Origin of the sequence: Oceanitalea stevensii (genome assembly GCF_014837105.1) — a bacterium.
In the GTDB taxonomy this organism is placed as follows: Bacteria; Actinomycetota; Actinomycetes; order Actinomycetales; family Actinomycetaceae; genus Oceanitalea; species Oceanitalea stevensii.
In genome coordinates this window covers 17,161-36,504 of the sequence record NZ_JACSPO010000013.1, presented here as the reverse complement: position 1 = coordinate 36,504, position 19,344 = coordinate 17,161, and the positions used below count along the sequence as shown (strand labels likewise).

The window sequence follows — 19,344 nt, the reverse complement described above, 5'->3', positions numbered from 1 at the left end:
CCGTGGTCGGCCGGGTGGGTAGGGCTCTCTTCCTCCACGCTAGGAAGCATCGGGGCGCGACGGTGAGAGCCATTCGTCTAGTCCGGATGTCCGGTCCTCGTCGGCACCGGACTCGACCAGGCGCCGGTAGGGGCCGTCCACGGCGGCGAGCTCGCGGGGGGTGCCCGTCTGGACGACGCGTCCGTCGTCCATGACGACGACCCTGTCGGCGTCGCGGATCGTCGAGAGGCGGTGGGCGATGATGATCTGGGTGCACCGCAGCTCCCGCAGCGACCGCGCCACCTGGTTCTCCGTGGCGTTGTCCAGGGCCGAGGTCGCCTCGTCCATGACGAGGACCCGCGGCCGGCGCGCCAGTGCGCGGGCCAGCGCGATCCGTTGGCGCTGCCCGCCGGAGACGTTGGCGCCCATCTCGCGGATCTCGGTGTCGAAGCCCAGCGGCATCGCGAGCACCGCGTCCAGGACGTGCGCCTGGGCGGCTGCCTCGCGCACCCGCTCCATGTCCGGCTCCCCGGCGGAGAAGTCGATGTTCGCCGCGATGCTCCGGTTGCTCAGCACGACGTCCTGCGGCACGTAGGCGACGCCGTCGCGGAAGTCGGCCTCGCGGACGGTGCCGATCGGCCGGCCGTCGAGCCGGATCGTCCCCGACGACGCGGGGTACAGCCCCACGAGCACCTTGGCGAGGGTCGACTTCCCCGAGCCGGTGCTCCCGACGACCGCCACGCGCTCGCCGGGCTCGGCGCGGAAGGTGACGCCCTGGAGCGCCGGCCGTCCCGCCCCCGGGTAGGAGAAGGTGAGCTCCTCCGCGGCGATGGCGCCGCGCGGCTCGTGGGCGGCCGTGCCGAAGACCGTCTCCTCGGACGGCTGGAGGAGGATGTCGCCCATCCGCTGGACCTGCGCCTGCGCCTGGACGAACTGCCCCACGGTCGAGGTGAGGGACGTCGTCGTGCCCAGGGCGGTGGCGGCCAGGGCCTGGCTCGCGATGACGGCGCCGAGGTCGGCGTGCCCGGAGAGCACCATGTTGAGCCCGACGACGAGGATGACGAAGGGCCCGAAGATCTGGACCCCGGAGACGAGCGCGGAGACGTAGCCCTGCAGCTCCATGCGCCGCCGTCCGTGGTGGACGGCTGCCGCGTACCGCAGGCGCCAGTTCGCGTAGAAGCGCTCACCCATGCCCGAGGTCTTGATGGCCGCGACCGAGGACACCGCCTCCATCTGCACGCCCGAGGCCTCCGCGAGGGCGGTGATCTCCTGGTCGGTGCGGCGGCGCAGCCGGCCCCACGTGAGGGTGTTGACGAGGACGACGACGCCGATGAGGGCGATCGTCACCGCGCCGAGCCCCGCGGAGCTCTGGGTGACGTAGAGGAGGGCGACGACGAGCGTGCCGGCGTCGAGGAGGGCGGCGGTGACCTGGTTGGAGAGCATGTCCCGGATCTGGGAGACGCTGCTGAGGCGCATCATGAGCTCGCCCTGGGACCGCGTGGCGAAGTACCGGTAGGGCAGCGTGATGAGCCGCCCGAAGGTCGCGGACATGAGGGAGGACCCGACGGTCGCGACGAGGGCGGCGAGGATCTTGGACCGCACCGCGGCGATGAGGACGTAGCCGAGCACCGGGACCGACAGGAGGAGGACCTGGGCCGACGCCGGGGCGGTGAGCAGCTCGGTCCCCGCCCCGTTGACGAGGCGTTCGGTGGCCATGGGGACGGCCAGCACCACCGAGTAGAGGACGAGCGAGAGGGCGCCGGCGGCGAGCATCGGGCGCCCCGTGCCCGAGCGCACCGCGCCGACGACCTCGCGCCACACCGAGCGCGAGTCCTCGGTGCCGCGCTCGAAGTCCGCGGTGGGGGTGCACACGAGGACGAGCTCGGAGAAGGAGCGCTCGAGCTCCTCCAGGCCCACCCGCCGCCGTCCGGACGCTGGATCGACGATCCACGCGCCACGCGGGGTGACCTTCTCGACGACGACGACGTGGTTGCCGTTCCAGTGCGCGATGACGGGGGTGTCGATGCGGGACAGGCCGGCGACGTTGGCGCGGAAGAAGGAGACCTGCATCCCCCGCCCGCGGAGGATCTCGGCGATGTCGCGCAGCGAGAGGCCGTCGCGGCCGGGGTCGACCTCCGACCGCAGGTTTCGGATGGCGGCGCGGCGCCCCCACGCCCCGAGGATCATCGCCGCGCAGCACAGTCCGCACTCGCTCTGCGCGTACTGCTGGACCACGGGCACGCGCTGGTGGGCCCGGGCGCTCACGTGAGGCCGTCCACGAGGCGGGGGACCCGGACGCCGGGGTCGGCGAGCGCGGCGCTGGCGAGGTCCCAGCCGGCACGGCCGACGAAGAATCCCTCCGCGGCCGGACCGCGTCCCAGGCCCGACGTCCAGCCCGGGCCCTCGGTCTCCTCGAGGAGGCGGTCGCGGCGGGCGCGGGCACGGTCGAGGAGCTCGGGCCGGTCGAGGTGACGCCCGAGCGTCGTGAGCGCGAGGACGTGCCCCGCGGCGCCGTGGCAGAGGCTGAGGTCGCGTGAGCCGGCGGGCGGGTCCGCGACGAGGACGTCGAGCAGCGCCTCGAGGCGTGCCTCGTGCGCCGTCGTCGGCTCCGCGCCGCTCAGGGCGTGGACACGGACCAGGGCCGGCGCGAGGCCGGAGACCCCGCGGCACCAGCTCTGCCGCGCGCGCGGGTCCCGGAAGGCCTCCTCGGCGGGCAGGTTGTCCAGCACCCGGCCCAGCCGGGCCGCCACGAGGGCGCGCCACCCGTCCCGCTCCCGTCCGGTGAGACCTGCGACGAGGTCGACGGCCTCGGCCAGGCCGAGCAGCCGGCCGACGTTGCCGTGGGCGAGCCCGGCCTCGGGGGCGTCGAGCAGGGAGTCCAGCCGGCCCATGACCCGGGCGAGGGCGTTCTCGGCCGCCGCGGGCCACGTGGGCGGGAGGTCCGCGCCGTCCTCCCACCACAGGTCGCGGAACCTGTTGAGGGCCGTGAACGCCCCGCCCGCCCCGCCGAGGAGCTCACCGGTGTACCGGCGGCCCAGCTCGTCGAGCAGGGCGGGCAGCTGGAGCGCGGTCCGGGCGAGCTCGTCCTTCGCCCGGTCCGGCGCGAGGACGCCGCGACCCGCCAGCTCGGCGTCGACGACGACGTCGGCGAGGGCGCCGGTGAAGGGCGAGTAGACGATCTCGTGGACGCCGTCGGGGTCGGCCGGCACGGGGTGGAAGGTCGCGCCGGCGACGACGCCGCGCAGGAGCTCGCGGGTCGCCACGGTCCGCGCCGGGGCACGGGTCTCCCACAGGGCGCACAGGACGCCACCGCCCTCGTAGAGGGAGGTCGAGACCGGCGTGAGGTAGAGGCCGTCGCCCACCTGGACGCTGCTGAGCCACGTCGCGGACAGGCCGTCCTCGGAGAGGGTCGGGGCCGGAGGGGGCGCGGGGACGGTGAGATCCTCCCGCACGCCCCGGTCCGGGCCCGCCTGCCACGCGTCGTCGGCGGCGGCGTCCAGTGCCAGGCGCAGGGTGCGGAGCTGGTCCGCGAGCGGCTCGTCGAGGACGTGGTCCCACCACGCGGTCATCATCTGCGCCGGGGAGCGGTCGAGCCGGGCGAGCGGGACGGGGGAACCGTTGGCGTGAAGGGCACCGGTGGCCGTGACCTCGAAGTAGGGGATGTCGCCGTCGGCGAGCGCCTCGACCTCCGCGTCGCGCACCGCGACCTGCACGTGCGGCGGGACGCCGCGCGCCGTGGGGGTGAGCAGCCGCAGCGTCGTCAGCCGCCGGTCGCGGTCGGCGAGCCGGGACGGGTGCGTCGAGGACTCGAGGAGCCGGGCGTAGCGCCACGTCGCGCGGAAGACCTGACGGAAGCCGAGGTCGTGACGGTCGAGCACCGCCTGCAGCGCGCCACGGTGCCGGCGGAGGAGGGCGATGCCCTCGGCGTAGCCCTCGAGCAGCTCGGGAGCGTACCGGCGCGGGTCGATCTGCTCGCCACCGTCGGTGCAGAGCCGGTTGTGCACCTCCTCGAGGGGCAGGTGGGCGGTGTCGAAGCGGATGTCGTCGGTCCCGGCGTCGGTCACCGTGGTGCCCTCGTAGTGGCCCGCGGCCGCCGAGGGGACGCCGAGGGCCGAGAGGTCCAGCGGCATGCGGGCGCCGAGGAACCGGGACGGGTACATCATCGTGCGCAGCACCCCGGCCTCCACGGAGCGGGCCAGGGCCTCGTGGGCGGACCCCCGGCGCTCGAACGTGGGCAGGCTGCACAGCGTCTCGGTGTCGACGACGACGGGACCCTCGGGCGTGGCGACGACGTTCTCGCGGTGGATGTCGGTGGCGCCGACGGCGTGGAGCAGGGCGGACAGCCGTCCGTACCGGCGCAGGTACCGGGCCGCGGAGGTGTCGGTGAAGGTGCCGGGGGCCACGAAGCGCTGCCACTCGTGGCCGTGGCCGGCCAGGGTGTCGGGCAGGACGGGACCGAGGAGGGAGCCGTCGTCGTCGAGGAGGCGCACGAGCTCGGCGAGGGCGGGGTGCACCCTGCTGACCGTCGGCTTGAGCACGAGTCGTGGCCCGGTGCTCCACTCGAGGATCGCGACGGAGCGTCCGCCGCAGTGGGTGTCGCCCTGACCCAGACGGACCGCGGTGAGCCGTCCGCCGGTGCCCCAGCGCCCGGCCAGGCGCGCACGGTCGGCGCCGGCCGCGGCGAGGACCCAGGTGACGTGGTCGAGCCAGCGCGTCGCGGTGAGGTGGAGCAGCCGGTCCAGCTCGGGCAGCTCGGTCCGCAGCTCGGCGCGGGCGGCGGGCAGCGTCGCGTCGAAGGTGGCGTAGTCCAGGGCCGGGTCGTGCCGGCGGCGGGACTGGAAGAGGGTGATGAGGGTCCGGACCGCCAGGGCGTCCAGGCGCAGGACGAGGTCGGTGAGCAGCTCGGTGCGGACCCGGGGCGCGACGGCGTCGCCCAGGACGCCGTCGAGGGCCCGCGCCACCTCGTGCAGGTGGGCCCGGTGGAAGGTGGGGAACCTGCCGTCGACGGCGTGCAGGGCGAGCTCGACGGACGCGTCGACGGCCGTGGTGCTGGTGGTGTCCATGTCCCTGTCCCTTGGGTCGGTGCCACGAGCCGGGGCCGTGCGGGGCACGGCCCCGGCTCGTGGCGGGCTCAGCTCAGCAGCGCGTCGTACACGCGCCGGTCGGGCAGAAGTCGGGCAGGGCGGCCGAGATGGCGATGACGCCACCGCCGATCGCGCAGGGGACGGTGGTGGTCCCGGCGGCTGCGTCGACGACGGTGTCCTCGGTCAGCTCGACCAGCTCGGCATCACTGACGTAGCCGTTGGCCCGGGTGTAGTCCCTCGTGGTGAACATGGTGCTCTCCTCTCGTGTGTCGTGCGGTGTACCTCCCGGCCGTCGTGGCCGGGCCAGTCGGCCGGGTCGGCCGGCTGAGTCGTGGGCCCCTACTCCAGCGTGAGGACGTCGGGGCAGTCGGCCGGAGCCGTGGTGCGCAGCAGCGCGTGCAGCGCTCCGGCGCGGCCGACCATGAGGCTGTCGGTGCCGGTGTAGCGGTCGCGGGCGGAGGCGCGGTCACGGAGCGCGGTGCGCCCCGCACGGGACCGGGTCTCCGCCGTCCACCGGCGCCGGGCGTCCTCGTCCCCGGTGTGCAGGGCGAGGCGGTGCAGCGCCGCGAGCGAGCCGAGGTCGCCGTGGCAGTACGTCGGGTTGTTGCCCAGGCCGCGGTCCTGCGTCTGCCGGCCGAGGTCGACCAGCAGCCGCTCCGGCACCTCGGCGCCGAGCTCGGCCACCTCGAGCAGGCCGAGGAGGACACCGGGGGCGCCGTGGCACCACGCCCACGAGGAGTCCGACCCGCCGACGGTCCGGGGGAGGTCGCCGTCCTCGCCGGTCTGCGCGAGGAGCAGGCCCAGCAGGGCGGACCCCAGGGCGGCGAGGCGCGCGGACAGCTCGGGGTGCGTGCCGGACAGGGCGTGCGCGGCGCGGTGGGCCGGCGCGAGCATCCCCGCCAGACCGTGCGCGTAGCCGGTGAACACCGGCTGGTCGCCGTCCGCGGGGGCGGTGGTCACGCGCTCCAGGCCGGGCAGCGCGCGGGCGGCCAGCCGTGCGAGGGCGTCGGTGGCGGCCTCGCGGTGGACGTCCTCGACCCGCCCGACGATGCCGCAGCCGGCGGTCAGGGCACCGGCGAGGCCGGCGGTGAGGTCGGGGACGGTGTCGGGTCGCACGGTCGCCGCCAGGGCGTCGACGAGGCGGGCGTGGTCGCCGGTGCCCCGGCCGGACAGCCGGTCTGCGGCGGCGACGGCCCAGACGGTCCCGCCCATGCCGGTCATGCCCCCGGCCGAGACGGGCTGGCTCTCCAGGGCGCCGCCGAGGACCTGGGCGCGGATCGGGTCGAGGACGGCCGCGGCCACGTCGCGGGCCCTCGGCACGTCGTACAGGTGGCCGGCCTCGGCGAGCGCGAGCGCCACGCCCACGCTGCCGCCGTACAGGTCGTAGCCCAGGGAGCCCGGCGTCCACTGGGAGGCGTCGGAGGTGGTGACGAGGGGTCCCCAGAACGTGGCGGGGTGGGCCGGGTCCGTCGCGGGCACCCAGCGGGACAGGAGGCGGTCGACGGCCCCGGTGACGACGTCGCGGTCCGGCGCGGGCGGCGGCGTGGGGCGCGTGAGCGGCGCGGTGCGCTCCCCGCCGTCGGGGATGCGGGGGACGAAGGCGACGTCGACGAGGTCGGCCTGCCGGGCGACCTCCGCCTCGTCCAGCGCGTGCAGCCGCGAGAGCACCCGGTCCACCGGGGTGGCGTCGAAGAAGTCGGGGACGAGCGTCCGGCCGCGCGCGTCGAGCAGGTCGGTGCCGTGGGCGTCGACGGTGAACAGCGGCACGTCGTCGCCGAGCAGCTGGGCCACCTCGTGGGCGGCCGCGGAGCGGGCGGCGGTGTTGCGCAGGCTCACCCGGCCCAGGACGGCGAGGTGGGCGTCGGGGTCCTCCAGGAGGTCCGGGTGGGAGCACATGCGCAGCAGCTGGGCGTAGAACACCGTGGGGATGTTGACGTGCCGGACCCGCACGCCGGTGAGTTCGCGGCGGACCAGGCCCTCGACGACGTCGCGGTGCTCCATGACGCGGCGCAGGGTGTCCTCCAGGCCGCGCCGCACGCCGTCGCGGAAGCGAACCACGGCGTCGAGCTCGGTGCCGGCGTGGGGGTTGGTGTTGCCCGTGCCCACGCGCCCCGGCTCCAGGGCGATGTGCATGTCGTCGCGCCCGGCGTCCCGCACGGCCAGGCTGCGGAAGGGGGAGGCCTGGCCGGCGGCCATGGAGCCGGACGCACCGATGTCGAGCGACTCCGGGCGCCCGGGGACGCTGACCCGCAGGGGCAGGAGCCCGATGCCGATGACGGAGTCCTCGAGCAGGGCCCGCGCGTGCCGTGAGCCGGCGCCGTCCGCGTAGCTCGGCTCACGGACGGGGACGGCGGACAGGACGGTCTCGGCGTCGACGACGACCGGCCGGCCGGCAGCGTCGGTGACGACGTTCTCGTAGTGCATGTCGGTGCTGCGCAGCAGGTACAGGACGGCAGCGAGCTCGCCGAGCCGGTACGGGTGGCGGCCGTCGGACGTCGGGGCACCGGTGCCGTCGACGTACTCCGCCCAGCCGTGGTGGTCACGGGTGAGGGTGCGCGGGACCCGCAGCGACGTGCCCAGCGCGGCGTTGAGGCCGCGGGCGAGACCGTGGAGGGCGCGGTCCGCGGCGAGGCTGCGGGGCTTGTGGACGAGGTGGCCGTGCCGCCCGAGGTCGAGCAGGCCGACGGTGCGGCCGCCGTCGTGGGTGTCGCCGGCTCCCAGGTGCAGGGAGTGGACGCGGACGTCGCCGTCGAGGCCGGGCAGGGTGGCCCGCAGGTCGGGGAGGTCGGCGACGAGATGGTCGAGGACCTCCCGCACGCTGCGGGCGCGGCGCACGACGAGCGCGTGCGCCCGGACCACGGCGGTGGGGTAGCGGTGGGCGAGGGCCGAGGCGCCGTCGGGGGAGCCGATCCAGGCCCGGAAGTCGTCGAAGCGTGCCTCGGGGGTCGCGCCGGTCAGTGCGCCTGCCTCCCGGCGCTCGGCCAGCACCTCGACGAGCGTCCGGACGAGGGTCTCGCTCGCGAGGGCGACGCCGTCCTCGACCAGTGGACCGACGAAGGCCGCGCCGTCGGCGAGGGCGGGGTGGGCGGACAGCGACTCGTGCTCGGCTCGCAGCCAGGCGCTGACCAGCACGCGGGTCCACCCGGTGAACCGGGGGTCCCGGCCGCCCTCGGCGCTGCTCACGGGGCCGGGTGCCGGGTCGAGGAAGGGTGCGAGCAGCTCCTGCGCCAGCCGGGTGCGGTCGCTGCCGCCGAAGGTCTCGTCCCGGTCCCGGCGGTGGTGGGAGAGCAGGGCGGTGAGGCTCGGACGCCTCGTCCCGGCCAGCTCGGGGACGTAGGTGGCGACGGCCTGGTCGAGGCCGGCGGTGCTCGCGACGGTCATGGGATGCCCCTCGGCGGACGGAACGGGTGGACTCGGCGGCGGTACCGGTGCCCGGCTCGCGGGCACCGGTACCGGGGCCTCACGAACAGTTCTTCTGGCACTCCACCGTGGCGGTGCAGAAGTTGCCGTCGTTGCCGATGGCCCAGCTGACGCCGTAGCAGGTCAGCGTGGTCACGATGGTTCCCCAGCCCTGGCCGGCCTGGTCGGCCGTCACCGCCTGGTCGTCGATCTCCATCAGGACGTCGGCATTGGGGCTGAACTTCGGCTTGCTCATTGGACTCCTCACTCTCGTCGTCGAGCTGCTGCGGGAGGTGACTCCCCGGATGCGTCACCGGCCCGGTCCGCCGTGGACAGGAGCGTCGGTGACGGGCACCACTCCACCGGAGGCGCCGGCCGCGGCCAATGGCCGTGCGTCCAGAACGGCCGGGCGGAACGGCGCCTGTCCGTTGGCCATCGGGCTGACCGATCGGTCAGCGCGTGGGGCAGCGGTGCCCTAGAGGGGCAGGGCCACCTGGACCGACCAGGTCGTGCCCACCGGCCCGATGATCGCCTCGCCGCCGAGGAGGGCCGCGCGCTCCTGCATGCCGATGATCCCCTGGCCGGTCCCGAGCTCCGGGCTCATCCGGCGACGCGCCGGCGCCACCTCGGACTCGACGGTGAGGGACAGCGACTCGGGGGAGAGCCGGACGGCGATGACCACGGGTGAGGCGGGGACGGCGTACTTGACGACGTTCGTCGTCGCCTCCTGCAGGATTCGCAGGATGGACTCGACGGTGGTCCGCGGCGTCCTGATCTCCCCGGGCGCGTCGATGGTCAGGTCGACGGGGAAGCCGAGGTCGAGGAGGCGCTGGGCGAGGTGGTGCACGCCGTCGTGCAGGCCGACGTCGACCAGGCCGTGCGGGGTGGGGTCCGCCTCCGTGCCGACGCTCGAGGAGTCACGCAGCACGCGCAGCAGCTTGCGCAGCTCGACGAGCGCCTCGCGGCTGAGCTCGCTCGTCTCCTGGAGCGCCGACCGGAGCTTCTCGGGGTCCGAGCTGCGTGCGCGGCTGCCCCCGACGAGCGAGATGAGGGTCAGCTGGTGGGCGACGACGTCGTGCAGGTCGCGCGCCAGGGACTCGCGCTCGCGGGCGCGGACCTCGGCCTGGCGCCGGAGCAGCTCACGGTTGTGCCGCTCGGTGCGGGAGGAGTGCAGCCGCAGGCGCCCGAAGGCGAGCCCCACGAGCGTGGCGGGCACCGCGAAGAGGAGGTACGGGCCGAGGTGGGTGAGGTCGCCGTACACGGCGACGGAGACGCCGGCCGCCCACGCCGTGAGGACGGCCAGGACGACGGCGGCCGCCCGTGCGCTCGCGACCGTCGCGACGACCGCGACGAGCACGCACGCCATGATGGTGACGATGCCGATCCGGTCGGTGACGACGGCGGCGACGGCGCTGCCCGGGAGGAACAGGGCCGTCGCGGCCGCCGGGTAGCGGGTGCTGACGGGCAGGCCCAGGCAGGCGAGGCCGAAGAGCACGCACCGCAGGAGCTCGGCGAGCGTGACGACCGGGGTGTCGAGGAGGAAGTCGAGTAGCAGGACGGCGCCGAGGAGCGCGAGGACGGTGGCGGCCACCCTGGACAGCGGGCGGGGAGCCGCCTGGAGCACCCGCCCCAGCCGGCGGAGAGTCCCCCTCGGCTCACCGTCGTCGGCCATCGCCCGGACGATAGCACCGGGGCGTGCCGGTGGGCCCGGCGACGGTGGTCAGGCGCGGGTCAGCACTTCTCGAAGAAGTCCCCGAGCACCTGGCACGCGAGGTCGCCGAGGAAGGTCGCGGGCTCCGCGACCGGCGGGGACGCGGCCCGGACGGCCGTGCCGGTGTCCGCGGCCAGGGCCGGTGGCCCGAGGACGACGGTGGCGGACAGGACCAGGGACGCGGCGGCGATGCGGCGAAGCCTCACGGGTAGAACCTCCTGCACTGGAGTCGGTGTGACGTGTCCAGTCTGCGCTCGCGCGGCCCGGCGCCGCGATGGCCCATCGTCCACCGCTGCGTGGACGGTCGGCCAGTGGGCAGCGCCGTCAGCGGTAGCGGTCCATCGCCGTCTCCGGCTTGAGCAGGCTGGGCGTGACGAGCCCGAGCTCCACCGCCCGGACGAGCAGCTGAACGCGGTCACGGGCACCGAGACGGTCGCAGGCCCGGCCCAGGTGCAGCTTGACGGCGCCCTCCGACAGGTGCAGCTCGGCCCCGATCTCCCGGTTGCTCAGGCCGCCGGCGAGCAGCTGCAGCACCTGGTGCTCGCGCTCGGAGAGCTCCGGCGCGTCGGGCGCCGGCTGCGGGGCGGCGGCGGCGGGCAGCGTGGTGACGTGCGCGGCGAGGAGCTTGACCACGGACGGCGAGAGCACCATGGAGTCCTCGCGCACCTGGCGCACGGCGTCGACGATCTCCTCGGGGGTGGCGTCCTTGACGAGGTACCCGCTGGCCCCGGCGCGCAGCGCCGCCAGCACGAGGTCCATGGAGGAGAACGTCGTCAGCGCGATGCTCCTCACCTCCCCGGTGGCGGACAGCTCCGCGATCGCCTCGACGCCGCTCATCACCGGCATGTCGAGGTCGCACAGGAGGATGTCGGCACCGGTCTCGCGGACGATTCGCACCGCCTCCGCGCCGTTGCTCGCCTGTCCGACGAGCTCGAGGTCCGCCTCGCTCTCGACGAGCTCGCCGATGGCTCGCCGCATGAGCGGCTGGTCGTCGGCGACGACGACACGCACGGCCGGTGTGCTCATGTGCCGATCCTAGCGGCGGGCCGACAATGGGGGGATGCGCGTCGTCGTCCTCACCGGTGCCGGGATCTCCGCGGAGTCGGGGGTGCGGACCTTCCGCGACGCCGGCGGGCTGTGGGAGGGCCACGACGTCGAGGACGTCGCCACCCCCGAGGGCTTCACCCGGGACCCGGAGCTCGTCCACCGCTTCTACGACGCCCGCCGCCGCGCCCTCACCCTCGTCGGGCCGAACCCCGCCCACCGGGCGCTCGCGGCCCTGGAGGAGGCGCTCGGGGAGGAGCTGCTCGTCGTCACGCAGAACGTCGACGACCTCCACGAGCGTGCGGGCTCGCGCCGCGTGGTCCACATGCACGGGGAGCTGCGCAGGGCCCGCTGCGAGGCCTGCGGCGCCCGCCCCGCCTGGGACGCCGACCTCCTCGACGCCCCGCCCTGCCCCGCGTGCGGGCGGGCCCGGCTGCGTCCCGACGTCGTCTGGTTCGGCGAGGTGCCCTACGAGCTCGACCGCATCCACGCCGCCGTCACGGGCTGCGACCTCTTCGTCGCCGTCGGCACGTCCGGGGCGGTGTACCCGGCGGCCGGCTACGTCGCCCTGGCGGCGAGCAGCGGGGCCCGCACGCTCGAGCTCAACCTCGAGCCGAGCGAGGTCTCGCGCTACTTCGACGAGGTCCGGACCGGACCGGCCGCTCGGCTCGTGCCGCAGCTCGTCGCGGAGCTGGCGCCCGCCTGAGCCGTCGGCACGCCGGGGGAGTGCTCAGGCACGCAGGGCGAGGGGCATGGCGGCGGCCTGCCCCGGGCCGTCGCCGCGCTCGTCCGGTGCGGGCGGCCGCGCGCCGCCCGCGCCACCCTCCGCCGGGCACCCTAGGCTCGGTGGGTGCCCCGCCAGCAAGCCCCCGTCGCCGACGAGACCACCCAGCGCCGCTTCGCCGTCCTCGGTCGGCAGCTGCCCTTCTTCGTCGTCTTCGGCGTCATGACCGTCGCCCTCATCGCCTGGGACGAGTTCGGTGAGGGCGCCCCCGACGCCGTCCTCGTCGGCGCAGCGGTCAACCTCCTCGCGACCGCGATCGCCGCCGTCGTGCCCTGGCACCTGCTGCCGCGTGGGGCCGAGGGCGTGGTCCCGCTGCTCGACATGCTCGCCGTCGTCTGCCTCCTCAGCGTCGGGGCGCGCGTCTCGGTGCTCCTCCTCCTCCCGGTCGTGTGGCTCGCGCGGATGGGACGGGGCGCGGCCACGACCGCCGTCGCCGCCGGCGTGGCCTCCTCCATGGGGGTGGACATCGTCCACGCGTTCCAGGCGGGCGCGCTGTCGATCACGCCGGACAACGCCGCCCGGATGTTCACCGTCCCGGCCGCGATCATCGCCGTGGCCAGCTCCCTGCACCTGTCGGAGAAGAGGTCCGCGGCGCGGCGCGAGCTCCTCGCGGGGCAGAGCGCGCTGGTCGAGGAGCTGCTCGACGAGACGGCCCGGGACCGGGCCCGGCTCGAGGGCGTGCTCAACACGATCGACGCGGGCGTCGTCGTGCTCGACCCACAGGGCACCGTCGTCGTCGCCAACAGGGCGCTGCGCGAGGCGAGCGACGGCGGCTTCGCCGTGGGCTCCCACCTCGTCGACGCCGTGCCGCGGCTCTTCTCCGCCGACGGCACCACGCCCGTGGACCCCGAGCGGCTCGCCGCCGTCGCGGCCGGTGAGCCGCTCGACCGGAGGGTCGTGTGGTGGGAACGTGCCCCGGGGGACCGCGCCGCCTTCCGCATCAGCGCCAGCCGCCTCCCGCACGAGGCCGGCGCCAGCGAGGGGACGGTGGTCGCCCTGCACGACATCACCGACGAGCTGCTCGCCCTGTCCCAGCGCGACGACTTCGTCTCCTCGGTCTCCCACGAGCTGCGCACCCCGCTCACCTCCGTCACCGGCTACCTCGACCTCGCGGTCGACGACCCCGACCTCCCGCCCCGCCTCCGGGGCTTCCTCGAGGTGGCCGAGCGCAACGCCGGTCGCCTGCGGATCCTCATCGACAACCTCCTCAGTGCGGCGCGCACCGCGTCCGACGTCGGGTCGCGGGAGGACGTCGACCTGGCCGACGTCGTCGCCGACGTCGTCGAGTCCCAGTCCCCGCGCGCCGCCGACCGTGACATCGAGATCGCCGTGTCGACGACGGGCGGCGCCGTCGTCTGCGCCGACGTCGGACGCCTCACCCAGGTCGTCGACAACGTCGTCTCCAACGCCGTCAAGTACTCCCACCCCGGCGGACACGTGAGCATCGAGATCAGCGACCGGAACCGTCGGGTCTGCCTCGCCGTCACCGACGACGGCCCCGGCATCCCCACCGCCGACCAGGGCCAGCTCTTCAGCCGCTTCTACCGCGCCCCGCAGGTGCGGCACACCTCGGTCCAGGGCACCGGGCTGGGCCTGCACATCAGCCGCCAGATCGTCGAGGCGCTCGGCGGCACCATCACGCTCACCTCCGAACCGGGCCGCGGCACCCGCGTCGAGGTCCTCCTCCCGGCCGGGAAGGGCGACTGATGCTCGACGCCACGACGCTCTACGTCGTCTCGATCGTCGTCGTCTCGATCGTCGCGACGGCCTTCGTCATCGAGGTCGCCAGCCGGGGACGCTCACCCGTCGACCTGCTGTGGACGCTCGCGCTGAGCAGCGCGGTCACCACCGCGCTCTTCTACCTCGCCGCCTCGGCGAGCGAGACGCTCTGGTGGTTCGTCGCGCTGGGCAACGGGTCCTCCGTCGTCACGACGATGGCGATGTGGAACGGGATCCGCGCCGACGACGGGCGCCGCCCGCTCCTGGGCGTCACCGTCGGGGCGGCCGCCGTCGCCGGCCTCGCCACGGTCCTCGCGGGCCCGGACGCCGGCGAGTGGGGCGGGGGCTGGGCGGTGCTCCTCGGGACGGCGGCAGGAGGGCTGCTCGGTGGGGCCGCCGCCCTGCGGGGCCGGCGGATGGGGCACCGGCTGGGCCCGGTGCTCGGCGGGGTGCTCCTGCTCGTCGCCGTCTACTACGGCGCGCGCCTGGCGGTGTACCTCACCCAGGGTACGGAGTCCCCGACCTTCACCGGACCGCTCGGCACGACGACGACCCTCCTCGTGCTCATCGTCCTCATCGTCACCGCCGGCTACTGCATGGCCATCATCCGCACCGACGAGGTCCACGCCCACGAGACCCGGACCAGCGCCTTCGACCCCCGCACCGGCCTGCGGACCCCGACGAGCTTCGTCCCCCGGGCCCGCGAGGCCGCGCAGGACGCGCAGCGGGCGGGGGACCCGCTGGCCGTCGTCGTCGTCGTCATCGAGGGCCGCGACGACCTCACCACCGCCTTCGACCGGACCGTCGCGGACGCGGCGCTCGTCGCCGCCGTCGACAGCGCCCGCGTCCTCGCGCCGCCGTCCGCCTCCCTCGCGGGCCGTGTGGACGACGCGGGCGACGTCTTCGAGGTGCTCCTGCGCGGCTTCACCGGGGTGGAGGCGCACGCGTGGGCGGAGAGCCTGCGCCGCCGTGTCATCGCCGTGCCCCTGCAGGTGGAGGGCGCCCGGCTGCGCCTGCGGGTGAGCCTGGGCGTGGCCACCGACGCCGAGACCGGCTACGAGCTCGGTGACCTGCGCGAGCTCGCCGCTCGACGGGCGCACCAGGCCGTCGCCGAGGGCGGCAACCGGGTGCTCAGCTGGCTCTGAGGAATCCTGAGCCAGTCCTGAGGCAGGGTTGAGGTGAGGGGCAGGGCCCGTTGAGGTCGGCGGCCGACATTTGGTTCAGCGCCGGACAGACCGGCTCCTGAACCGAGAGGCACGACCATGGCACGCTCCACCAGCTCCCGCCCCACCCGCACCACCTGGAAGGCCGTCGCGGCCACCGCCGTCGGCATCGTCGTCCTGGGCGCCGGCGGCGCGACCTTCGCCGAGTGGTCCGACTCCGAGGCCGCGGCGACCGACACCGCGATCACCGCCGGTGTCCTCGACCTCGCTGCCGGCCAGGGCACGTGGACCAACGTCGCCGGCGCGGACGTCACCGCCGCCGTCGCGGACGGGTCCTACCTCGTCGTGCCGGGCGACGCCCTCACCTACCGCGAGACCATGACGATCGACGCGCAGGGCGACCTGCTCCGCGCGACCGTCGCCCACAACCTCGAGGGCCTCACCGGTGACGCCGAGCTCCTCGCCCAGCTGGGCGAGAACGCGACGATGTCCCTCAACGGCGAGGCCGTCACGGGGACCTCCGCGGCCGTCGTCGCCGAGGACGAGGACCAGACGCTCGACGTCGCCGTCACCGTCGCCTTCGACGCCACGACCGCCGGCCTCGTCGGCCAGGGCCAGGACGTCTCCCTCGGTGGCCTCGACGTCACCCTCACGCAGGACACCGTCCCCGCCGCCTGACCCGCCCCGCACCCCGCACCCACCGGAGAGGAGGACCATCGTGCCGAACCGCCTGACCCGCGCCGCACTCGCCGCAGTCCTGGCGGCGGTCCTCCTCTCCGGCAGCGGCACCACCCTCGCCGGGTGGAACGACGCCGAGCTCCGCGAGGGCCAGGTCGTCTCCGCCGGCGACCTCACCGTCGAGCCGGTCAGCACGAGCACCGTCGTCGTGCGGCCCGGGACCTCCCAGCCGCTGCCGGCGAGCACCCCGCTCGTCCCGGGCGACGTCGTCCGCCTCACCTCCACGGTGCGCGTCAGCGCCGCCGGCGAGCTGCTCACCGGCACCCTCGGTCTCGAGGTCACCGGCCTGCAGGGCCTGACCCGCTCCACCCCGCGGGTGACGACGACGCTCGCCGCCGTGGGCACCCGCGGCTGGACCGTGACGCCCGCGAACGACGGCGCCAGCGCCACCGCCGTCGTGGACCTCACCGTCCCGGCGACGGTCGCCCAGCGCACCACCCTCGACGCCGGCGCCATTCGCTGGACCCTCACCCAGGAGATGCCATGACCACGCGGCTCACCGCCTGCCTCCTCGCCCTCGCCGTCGTGCTCGGCGGGGTGCTCCTCCTGCGTCCGAGCGAGTCCACCCTCGCCGCCTGGAGCGACGAGGCCACCGTGGCCGTCCCGCAGCTGCGCACCGGCGGGGTCCGTGTCGACGTCGCAGGCGCGACCGCGGCGAGCGCCACGCTGGGGATGTCCGGCGACACGAGCGGCACGTGGCGTCCCGGTGCGGTGACCGTCACCTCGGCAGGGCGCGTCCTCACCGGTGCGGAGCTCTCCGGCTCCCGTGTGGACTACCGCCTCGCGCGGAACGGCGTCTGCGCGGCCACCGAGCCGGTCCTCTACTCCGCGACCCCCAGCGGCACCGCCTCCTCCTTCGCCGTCACCGGCGGCGAGCGGCTCAGCGGCGCGCGCACCCTGTGCCTCACCTTCGTCCCCTCCGACCACGTCCGCCTCCAGCTGGGCGGGCGCTCGCTGTCCTTCGCGACGACGGTCGGCGGCGTCGCCACCGCCTCCAGCACGTGGACGGCCACCAACACGTGGACCGCCACCCAGCAGCTTCCCGCCGCGCCCAGCGTCACCGCGCCGCAGTGCTCGAGCAGCTGGCCCCGCGTCACGCTGCGGTGGGAGTGGGACCGCGCCGGGATGGCGCAGGACGTCGCCCGCTGGAGCGTGCAGGCCGAGGCGGACGGCGGGTGGCGCGAGATCAACAGCCTCAACCCGAGCCAGCGCTCCACGGGCGTGTCCAGCCGTGACTTCCCGCCCTTCCAGTTCGAGAACACGCAGGTGCGCGTCGTCGCCGTGCTCGCCGACGGCACCACGGTGACGAGCGCGACCACCACCGTGCGTGTCGAGCGGCTCGTCGTCCTCGGCGCCGTCTACTGCGCATGACGGGCGGCCATCTCGAGCGGTCCCGCCTCACCGTGCTCGTGACGGAGGTGGGGCCCGCGGCCACCGGCGTCATGGTCGACCAGTTCGTGGAGATGCTGGCCGGCCGCGTCACCCGGCTGCGGCAGGCGGTGGCGAGTGGAGAGGGCCTCCGGGACGTCTCCCTCAGCCTCGCGTGCTCCGCGGAGATGCTCGGGGCCCTGGCGCTCGCGGACGCGGCGACCCGGTGCCGCACCACGGACGGCGCCGCCGCCGAGCGGGCGCTGGCCGAGGTCGAGGCCCTCGCCGGGCCCACGTGCCACGCGCTGCGCGGGGCGCGCGCCGCACTCAGCGGGCGCTGAGCGCCAGCCGGTAGCCCACGCCGCGGACCGTCTCGACGTACCGCGGGCTGGTGGCGTCCTCGCCGAGCTTGCGCCGCAGGTTGGCGACGTGGACCTCCACCGAGCGGCGGTCCGCGTCGGTCGCCTCGAGGCCGGTGTCGTAGCCCTCGGACCACAGCACGCCGGCGAGCTGGGACTTGGTGAGCACGCGGCGGGGGTTGGACAGCAGCGCGGTGAGGATGTCGAACTCGCTGCGCGTGAGCTCCAGCAGCGTCCCGCCCAGCTCGACGACGCGGGCGTCGCGGTCCAGGCGCAGGTCGCCGTGGACGATGAGGGCGTCGTCGTCCGGCGTCACCGCGGCCTTGGCGCCGGCGGGCGGCTCGGCGGGCGGCGCCTCGCCGGCGACCGCGCGCGGACGGCGCAGCAGGGCCTCGATGCGGGCCCGGATCTCCCGCGGCCGGAAGGGCTTGGTCACGTAGTCGTCGGCCCCGGCCTCGAGCCCGAGGAGGGTGTCGATCTCGTCCGCCCGGCCGGTGAGCATGAGGATGTAGGTGTCGGAGAAGGCGCGGATGCGCCGCGCCACCTCGAAGCCGTCGAAGTCGGGCAGGGAGATGTCGAGGGTGGTGATGACGGGCTGCAGCTCGCGCACCGCGTCGACGCCGGCCTGCCCGTTCGGCGCCGACGTCACGGCGAAGCCGGCCTGACCCAGGGTGACCTCGAGGAGGAACCTGATGTCGGCGTCGTCCTCGATGACCACCGCGTTGCCCCGCGCGCCCGTTTCACTCACGGTGACGACTGTAGCGAACCGGGGGCGCCCTCGCCGGGCGGCCACCGCCTTGCCACGATGGCCCCATGAGCACCTTCCACAAGACCGACGAGCCGGTGACGCTGCGCTTCGAGGCGGCCGGCCTGCGCTGGCTCACCGAGGCGGTGGAGGAGGGAGGCGCTCCCGTCGTCGAGATCCTCGCCGAGGGGGAGGGGTGGATGGACCTCGTCCACCTGCCCCCCGCCGAGCCGACCGCGCACGCCGCTGCCGCCCTCGGCCGCGGCCTGGCCCGCACGCACGCCGCGGGCGCCCCGTCCCTGGGCTGCACCCCGCCCGGGTGGCGCGGGGAGGTGCCGCGCAGCTCCGGGCCGATGCCGCTGCACGAGCACGACGCCGACGCTCCCTTCACCCGGTGGGGGGAGTTCTACGCCGAGTACCAGCTGCGTCCGTACGTGCCGCGGGCGCTGGCGAACGGCTCCATCGACGACGACGGCGCCCGCGTCCTCGAGCGCGTCGCCGACCGGCTCGCGGCGGGGGAGCTCGACCACGCCCAGCCCGCCCTCGTCGGTGACGGGGCGGCGCGCCTGCACGGTGACCTCTGGGGCGGCAACGTCGTGTGGACGCGCCGGGACGGGGAGGTCGCCGGCGTCCTCATCGACCCCGCCGCCCACGGCGGGCACGCCGAGACCGACCTCGCGGCGCTCGCGCTCTTCGGCGTCGACCGCCTGCCCGACATCCTCGCCGGCTACGAGGAGGTCTCCCCGCTCGCCGCCGGCTGGCAGGAGCGGGTGGGGCTGCACCAGCTGACGATGCTCGTCATGCACGCGGTGATCTTCGGCGGGCACTACGGCCCGCGGACGGTGGAGGTTGCCCGGCGCTATGCCTGAGGGGGTTGACGGACGCGTCGGCCGTCACTAACGTACAACCACATGGTTGTACAACGCGTGCTGGACGACGCCGCGACGGACCGGGTGTTCCGGGCCCTCGCCGACGCCACCCGGCGCGACATCGTCCGGCGCACCCTCGTGGGGGAGGCGACCGTGACAGAGCTGGCAGGCGACTACGACATGTCGTTCGCGGCCGTGCAGAAGCACGTCGCTGTCCTGGAGGGGGCGGGTCTGGTGACCAAGCACCGGCACGGACGCGAGCGTCTCGTCCGCGGCAACCCCGACACGATCCGCCGGGCCCAGCTCCTGCTCGACCAGTACGAGCAGCTCTGGCGCGGACGGGTCGCCCGGCTCGACGCGCTCCTCACCGAAGATGAGTGAC

Annotated in this window: 18 protein-coding genes; 9 read left to right on the top strand and 9 right to left on the bottom strand. The window is 75.1% G+C overall.

Features of this window, described 5'->3' with window-relative positions; genetic code table 11:
* Positions 1–39 precede the first annotated feature (39 nt).
* The 8 genes from H9624_RS14895 to H9624_RS14860 form a co-directional block, all read right to left on the bottom strand.
* Entirely contained in the window at positions 40–2,244 is a 2,205-nt protein-coding gene (locus H9624_RS14895; protein ID WP_251840688.1) for a peptidase domain-containing ABC transporter, read from the bottom strand.
* Complete coding sequence (locus H9624_RS14890; protein WP_251840687.1) at positions 2,241–5,042, bottom strand: DUF4135 domain-containing protein; 2,802 nt, start codon at positions 5,040–5,042, stop codon at positions 2,241–2,243. Before H9624_RS14890 ends, H9624_RS14895 begins: the two co-directional genes overlap by 4 nt.
* Positions 5,043–5,115: 73 nt before the next feature.
* Positions 5,116–5,313 (bottom strand): class II lanthipeptide, LchA2/BrtA2 family, encoded by a 198-nt coding sequence (locus H9624_RS14885; RefSeq protein ID WP_251840686.1) that lies wholly within the window; start codon positions 5,311–5,313, stop codon positions 5,116–5,118.
* 89 nt (positions 5,314–5,402) lie between these two features.
* Positions 5,403–8,444, bottom strand: a complete 3,042-nt coding sequence (locus H9624_RS14880; RefSeq protein ID WP_251840685.1) for a type 2 lanthipeptide synthetase LanM family protein — start codon at positions 8,442–8,444, stop codon at positions 5,403–5,405.
* A 79-nt stretch (positions 8,445–8,523) separates the two neighbouring features.
* Complete coding sequence (locus H9624_RS14875) at positions 8,524–8,718, bottom strand: lichenicidin alpha family lanthipeptide (protein WP_251840684.1); 195 nt, start codon at positions 8,716–8,718, stop codon at positions 8,524–8,526.
* Positions 8,719–8,937: 219 nt separating this feature from the next.
* Positions 8,938–10,134 carry a sensor histidine kinase gene (locus H9624_RS14870; RefSeq protein ID WP_251840683.1) on the bottom strand — a complete coding sequence of 399 codons (1,197 nt, stop codon included), beginning with the start codon at positions 10,132–10,134 and terminating at the stop codon, positions 8,938–8,940.
* Between the two features lie 59 nt (positions 10,135–10,193).
* Positions 10,194–10,379, bottom strand: coding sequence for a hypothetical protein (locus H9624_RS14865; RefSeq protein WP_251840682.1), 186 nt, complete (start codon positions 10,377–10,379; stop codon positions 10,194–10,196).
* A gap of 118 nt (positions 10,380–10,497) precedes the next feature.
* Positions 10,498–11,199, bottom strand: coding sequence for a response regulator (locus H9624_RS14860; protein WP_251840681.1), 702 nt, complete (start codon positions 11,197–11,199; stop codon positions 10,498–10,500).
* A 34-nt stretch (positions 11,200–11,233) separates the two neighbouring features.
* Here H9624_RS14860 and H9624_RS14855 point away from each other — a divergent pair, with 34 nt between their 5' ends.
* From H9624_RS14855 to H9624_RS14825, 7 genes are all read left to right on the top strand, one after another.
* On the top strand, positions 11,234–11,923 hold the full coding sequence (locus tag H9624_RS14855) for an NAD-dependent deacylase (protein ID WP_251840680.1): 690 nt from the start codon (positions 11,234–11,236) through the stop codon (positions 11,921–11,923).
* 144 nt (positions 11,924–12,067) lie between these two features.
* Entirely contained in the window at positions 12,068–13,708 is a 1,641-nt protein-coding gene (locus H9624_RS14850; RefSeq protein ID WP_251840679.1) for a sensor histidine kinase, read from the top strand.
* Positions 13,708–14,865, top strand: a complete 1,158-nt coding sequence (locus H9624_RS14845; protein WP_251840678.1) for a GGDEF domain-containing protein — start codon at positions 13,708–13,710, stop codon at positions 14,863–14,865. The genes H9624_RS14850 and H9624_RS14845 overlap by 1 nt, the downstream gene beginning before the upstream one ends.
* 117 nt (positions 14,866–14,982) lie before the next feature.
* Positions 14,983–15,561 carry an alternate-type signal peptide domain-containing protein gene (locus tag H9624_RS14840; RefSeq protein WP_251840677.1) on the top strand — a complete coding sequence of 193 codons (579 nt, stop codon included), beginning with the start codon at positions 14,983–14,985 and terminating at the stop codon, positions 15,559–15,561.
* 40 nt (positions 15,562–15,601) lie between these two features.
* Positions 15,602–16,108 (top strand): alternate-type signal peptide domain-containing protein, encoded by a 507-nt coding sequence (locus tag H9624_RS14835; protein WP_251840676.1) that lies wholly within the window; start codon positions 15,602–15,604, stop codon positions 16,106–16,108.
* Positions 16,105–16,992 (top strand): hypothetical protein, encoded by an 888-nt coding sequence (locus tag H9624_RS14830; RefSeq protein WP_251840675.1) that lies wholly within the window; start codon positions 16,105–16,107, stop codon positions 16,990–16,992. Before H9624_RS14835 ends, H9624_RS14830 begins: the two co-directional genes overlap by 4 nt.
* Complete coding sequence (locus H9624_RS14825; protein ID WP_251840674.1) at positions 16,989–17,330, top strand: hypothetical protein; 342 nt, start codon at positions 16,989–16,991, stop codon at positions 17,328–17,330. Before H9624_RS14830 ends, H9624_RS14825 begins: the two co-directional genes overlap by 4 nt.
* Here H9624_RS14825 and H9624_RS14820 read toward each other — a convergent pair.
* Positions 17,317–18,096, bottom strand: coding sequence for a response regulator transcription factor (locus H9624_RS14820; RefSeq protein WP_251840673.1), 780 nt, complete (start codon positions 18,094–18,096; stop codon positions 17,317–17,319). The two genes, H9624_RS14825 and H9624_RS14820, sit on opposite strands and share 14 nt — an antisense overlap.
* 65 nt (positions 18,097–18,161) lie before the next feature.
* Here H9624_RS14820 and H9624_RS14815 point away from each other — a divergent pair, with 65 nt between their 5' ends.
* A complete protein-coding gene (locus H9624_RS14815) occupies positions 18,162–18,962 on the top strand; it encodes a fructosamine kinase family protein (protein ID WP_251840672.1) in 801 nt (266 codons plus the stop codon).
* 42 nt (positions 18,963–19,004) lie between these two features.
* Entirely contained in the window at positions 19,005–19,343 is a 339-nt protein-coding gene (locus H9624_RS14810) for an ArsR/SmtB family transcription factor (protein ID WP_251840671.1), read from the top strand.
* Position 19,344 lies beyond the last annotated feature (1 nt).

What these genes read in the sequence shown, in the direction of transcription:
- H9624_RS14845 (WP_251840678.1), top strand. Translation starts at nt 13,708, where the DNA reads ATGCTCGACGCCACGACGCTCTACGTCGTCTCGATCGTCGTCGTCTCG.
- H9624_RS14840 (WP_251840677.1), top strand. Translation starts at nt 14,983, where the DNA reads ATGGCACGCTCCACCAGCTCCCGCCCCACCCGCACCACCTGGAAGGCC.
- H9624_RS14880 (WP_251840685.1), bottom strand. Translation starts at nt 8,444, where the DNA reads ATGACCGTCGCGAGCACCGCCGGCCTCGACCAGGCCGTCGCCACCTAC.
- H9624_RS14855 (WP_251840680.1), top strand. Translation starts at nt 11,234, where the DNA reads ATGCGCGTCGTCGTCCTCACCGGTGCCGGGATCTCCGCGGAGTCGGGG.
- H9624_RS14815 (WP_251840672.1), top strand. Translation starts at nt 18,162, where the DNA reads ATGAGCACCTTCCACAAGACCGACGAGCCGGTGACGCTGCGCTTCGAG.
- H9624_RS14875 (WP_251840684.1), bottom strand. Translation starts at nt 8,718, where the DNA reads ATGAGCAAGCCGAAGTTCAGCCCCAATGCCGACGTCCTGATGGAGATC.
- H9624_RS14825 (WP_251840674.1), top strand. Translation starts at nt 16,989, where the DNA reads ATGACGGGCGGCCATCTCGAGCGGTCCCGCCTCACCGTGCTCGTGACG.
- H9624_RS14870 (WP_251840683.1), bottom strand. Translation starts at nt 10,134, where the DNA reads ATGGCCGACGACGGTGAGCCGAGGGGGACTCTCCGCCGGCTGGGGCGG.
- H9624_RS14885 (WP_251840686.1), bottom strand. Translation starts at nt 5,313, where the DNA reads ATGTTCACCACGAGGGACTACACCCGGGCCAACGGCTACGTCAGTGAT.
- H9624_RS14860 (WP_251840681.1), bottom strand. Translation starts at nt 11,199, where the DNA reads ATGAGCACACCGGCCGTGCGTGTCGTCGTCGCCGACGACCAGCCGCTC.
- H9624_RS14810 (WP_251840671.1), top strand. Translation starts at nt 19,005, where the DNA reads ATGGTTGTACAACGCGTGCTGGACGACGCCGCGACGGACCGGGTGTTC.
- H9624_RS14830 (WP_251840675.1), top strand. Translation starts at nt 16,105, where the DNA reads ATGACCACGCGGCTCACCGCCTGCCTCCTCGCCCTCGCCGTCGTGCTC.
- H9624_RS14890 (WP_251840687.1), bottom strand. Translation starts at nt 5,042, where the DNA reads ATGGACACCACCAGCACCACGGCCGTCGACGCGTCCGTCGAGCTCGCC.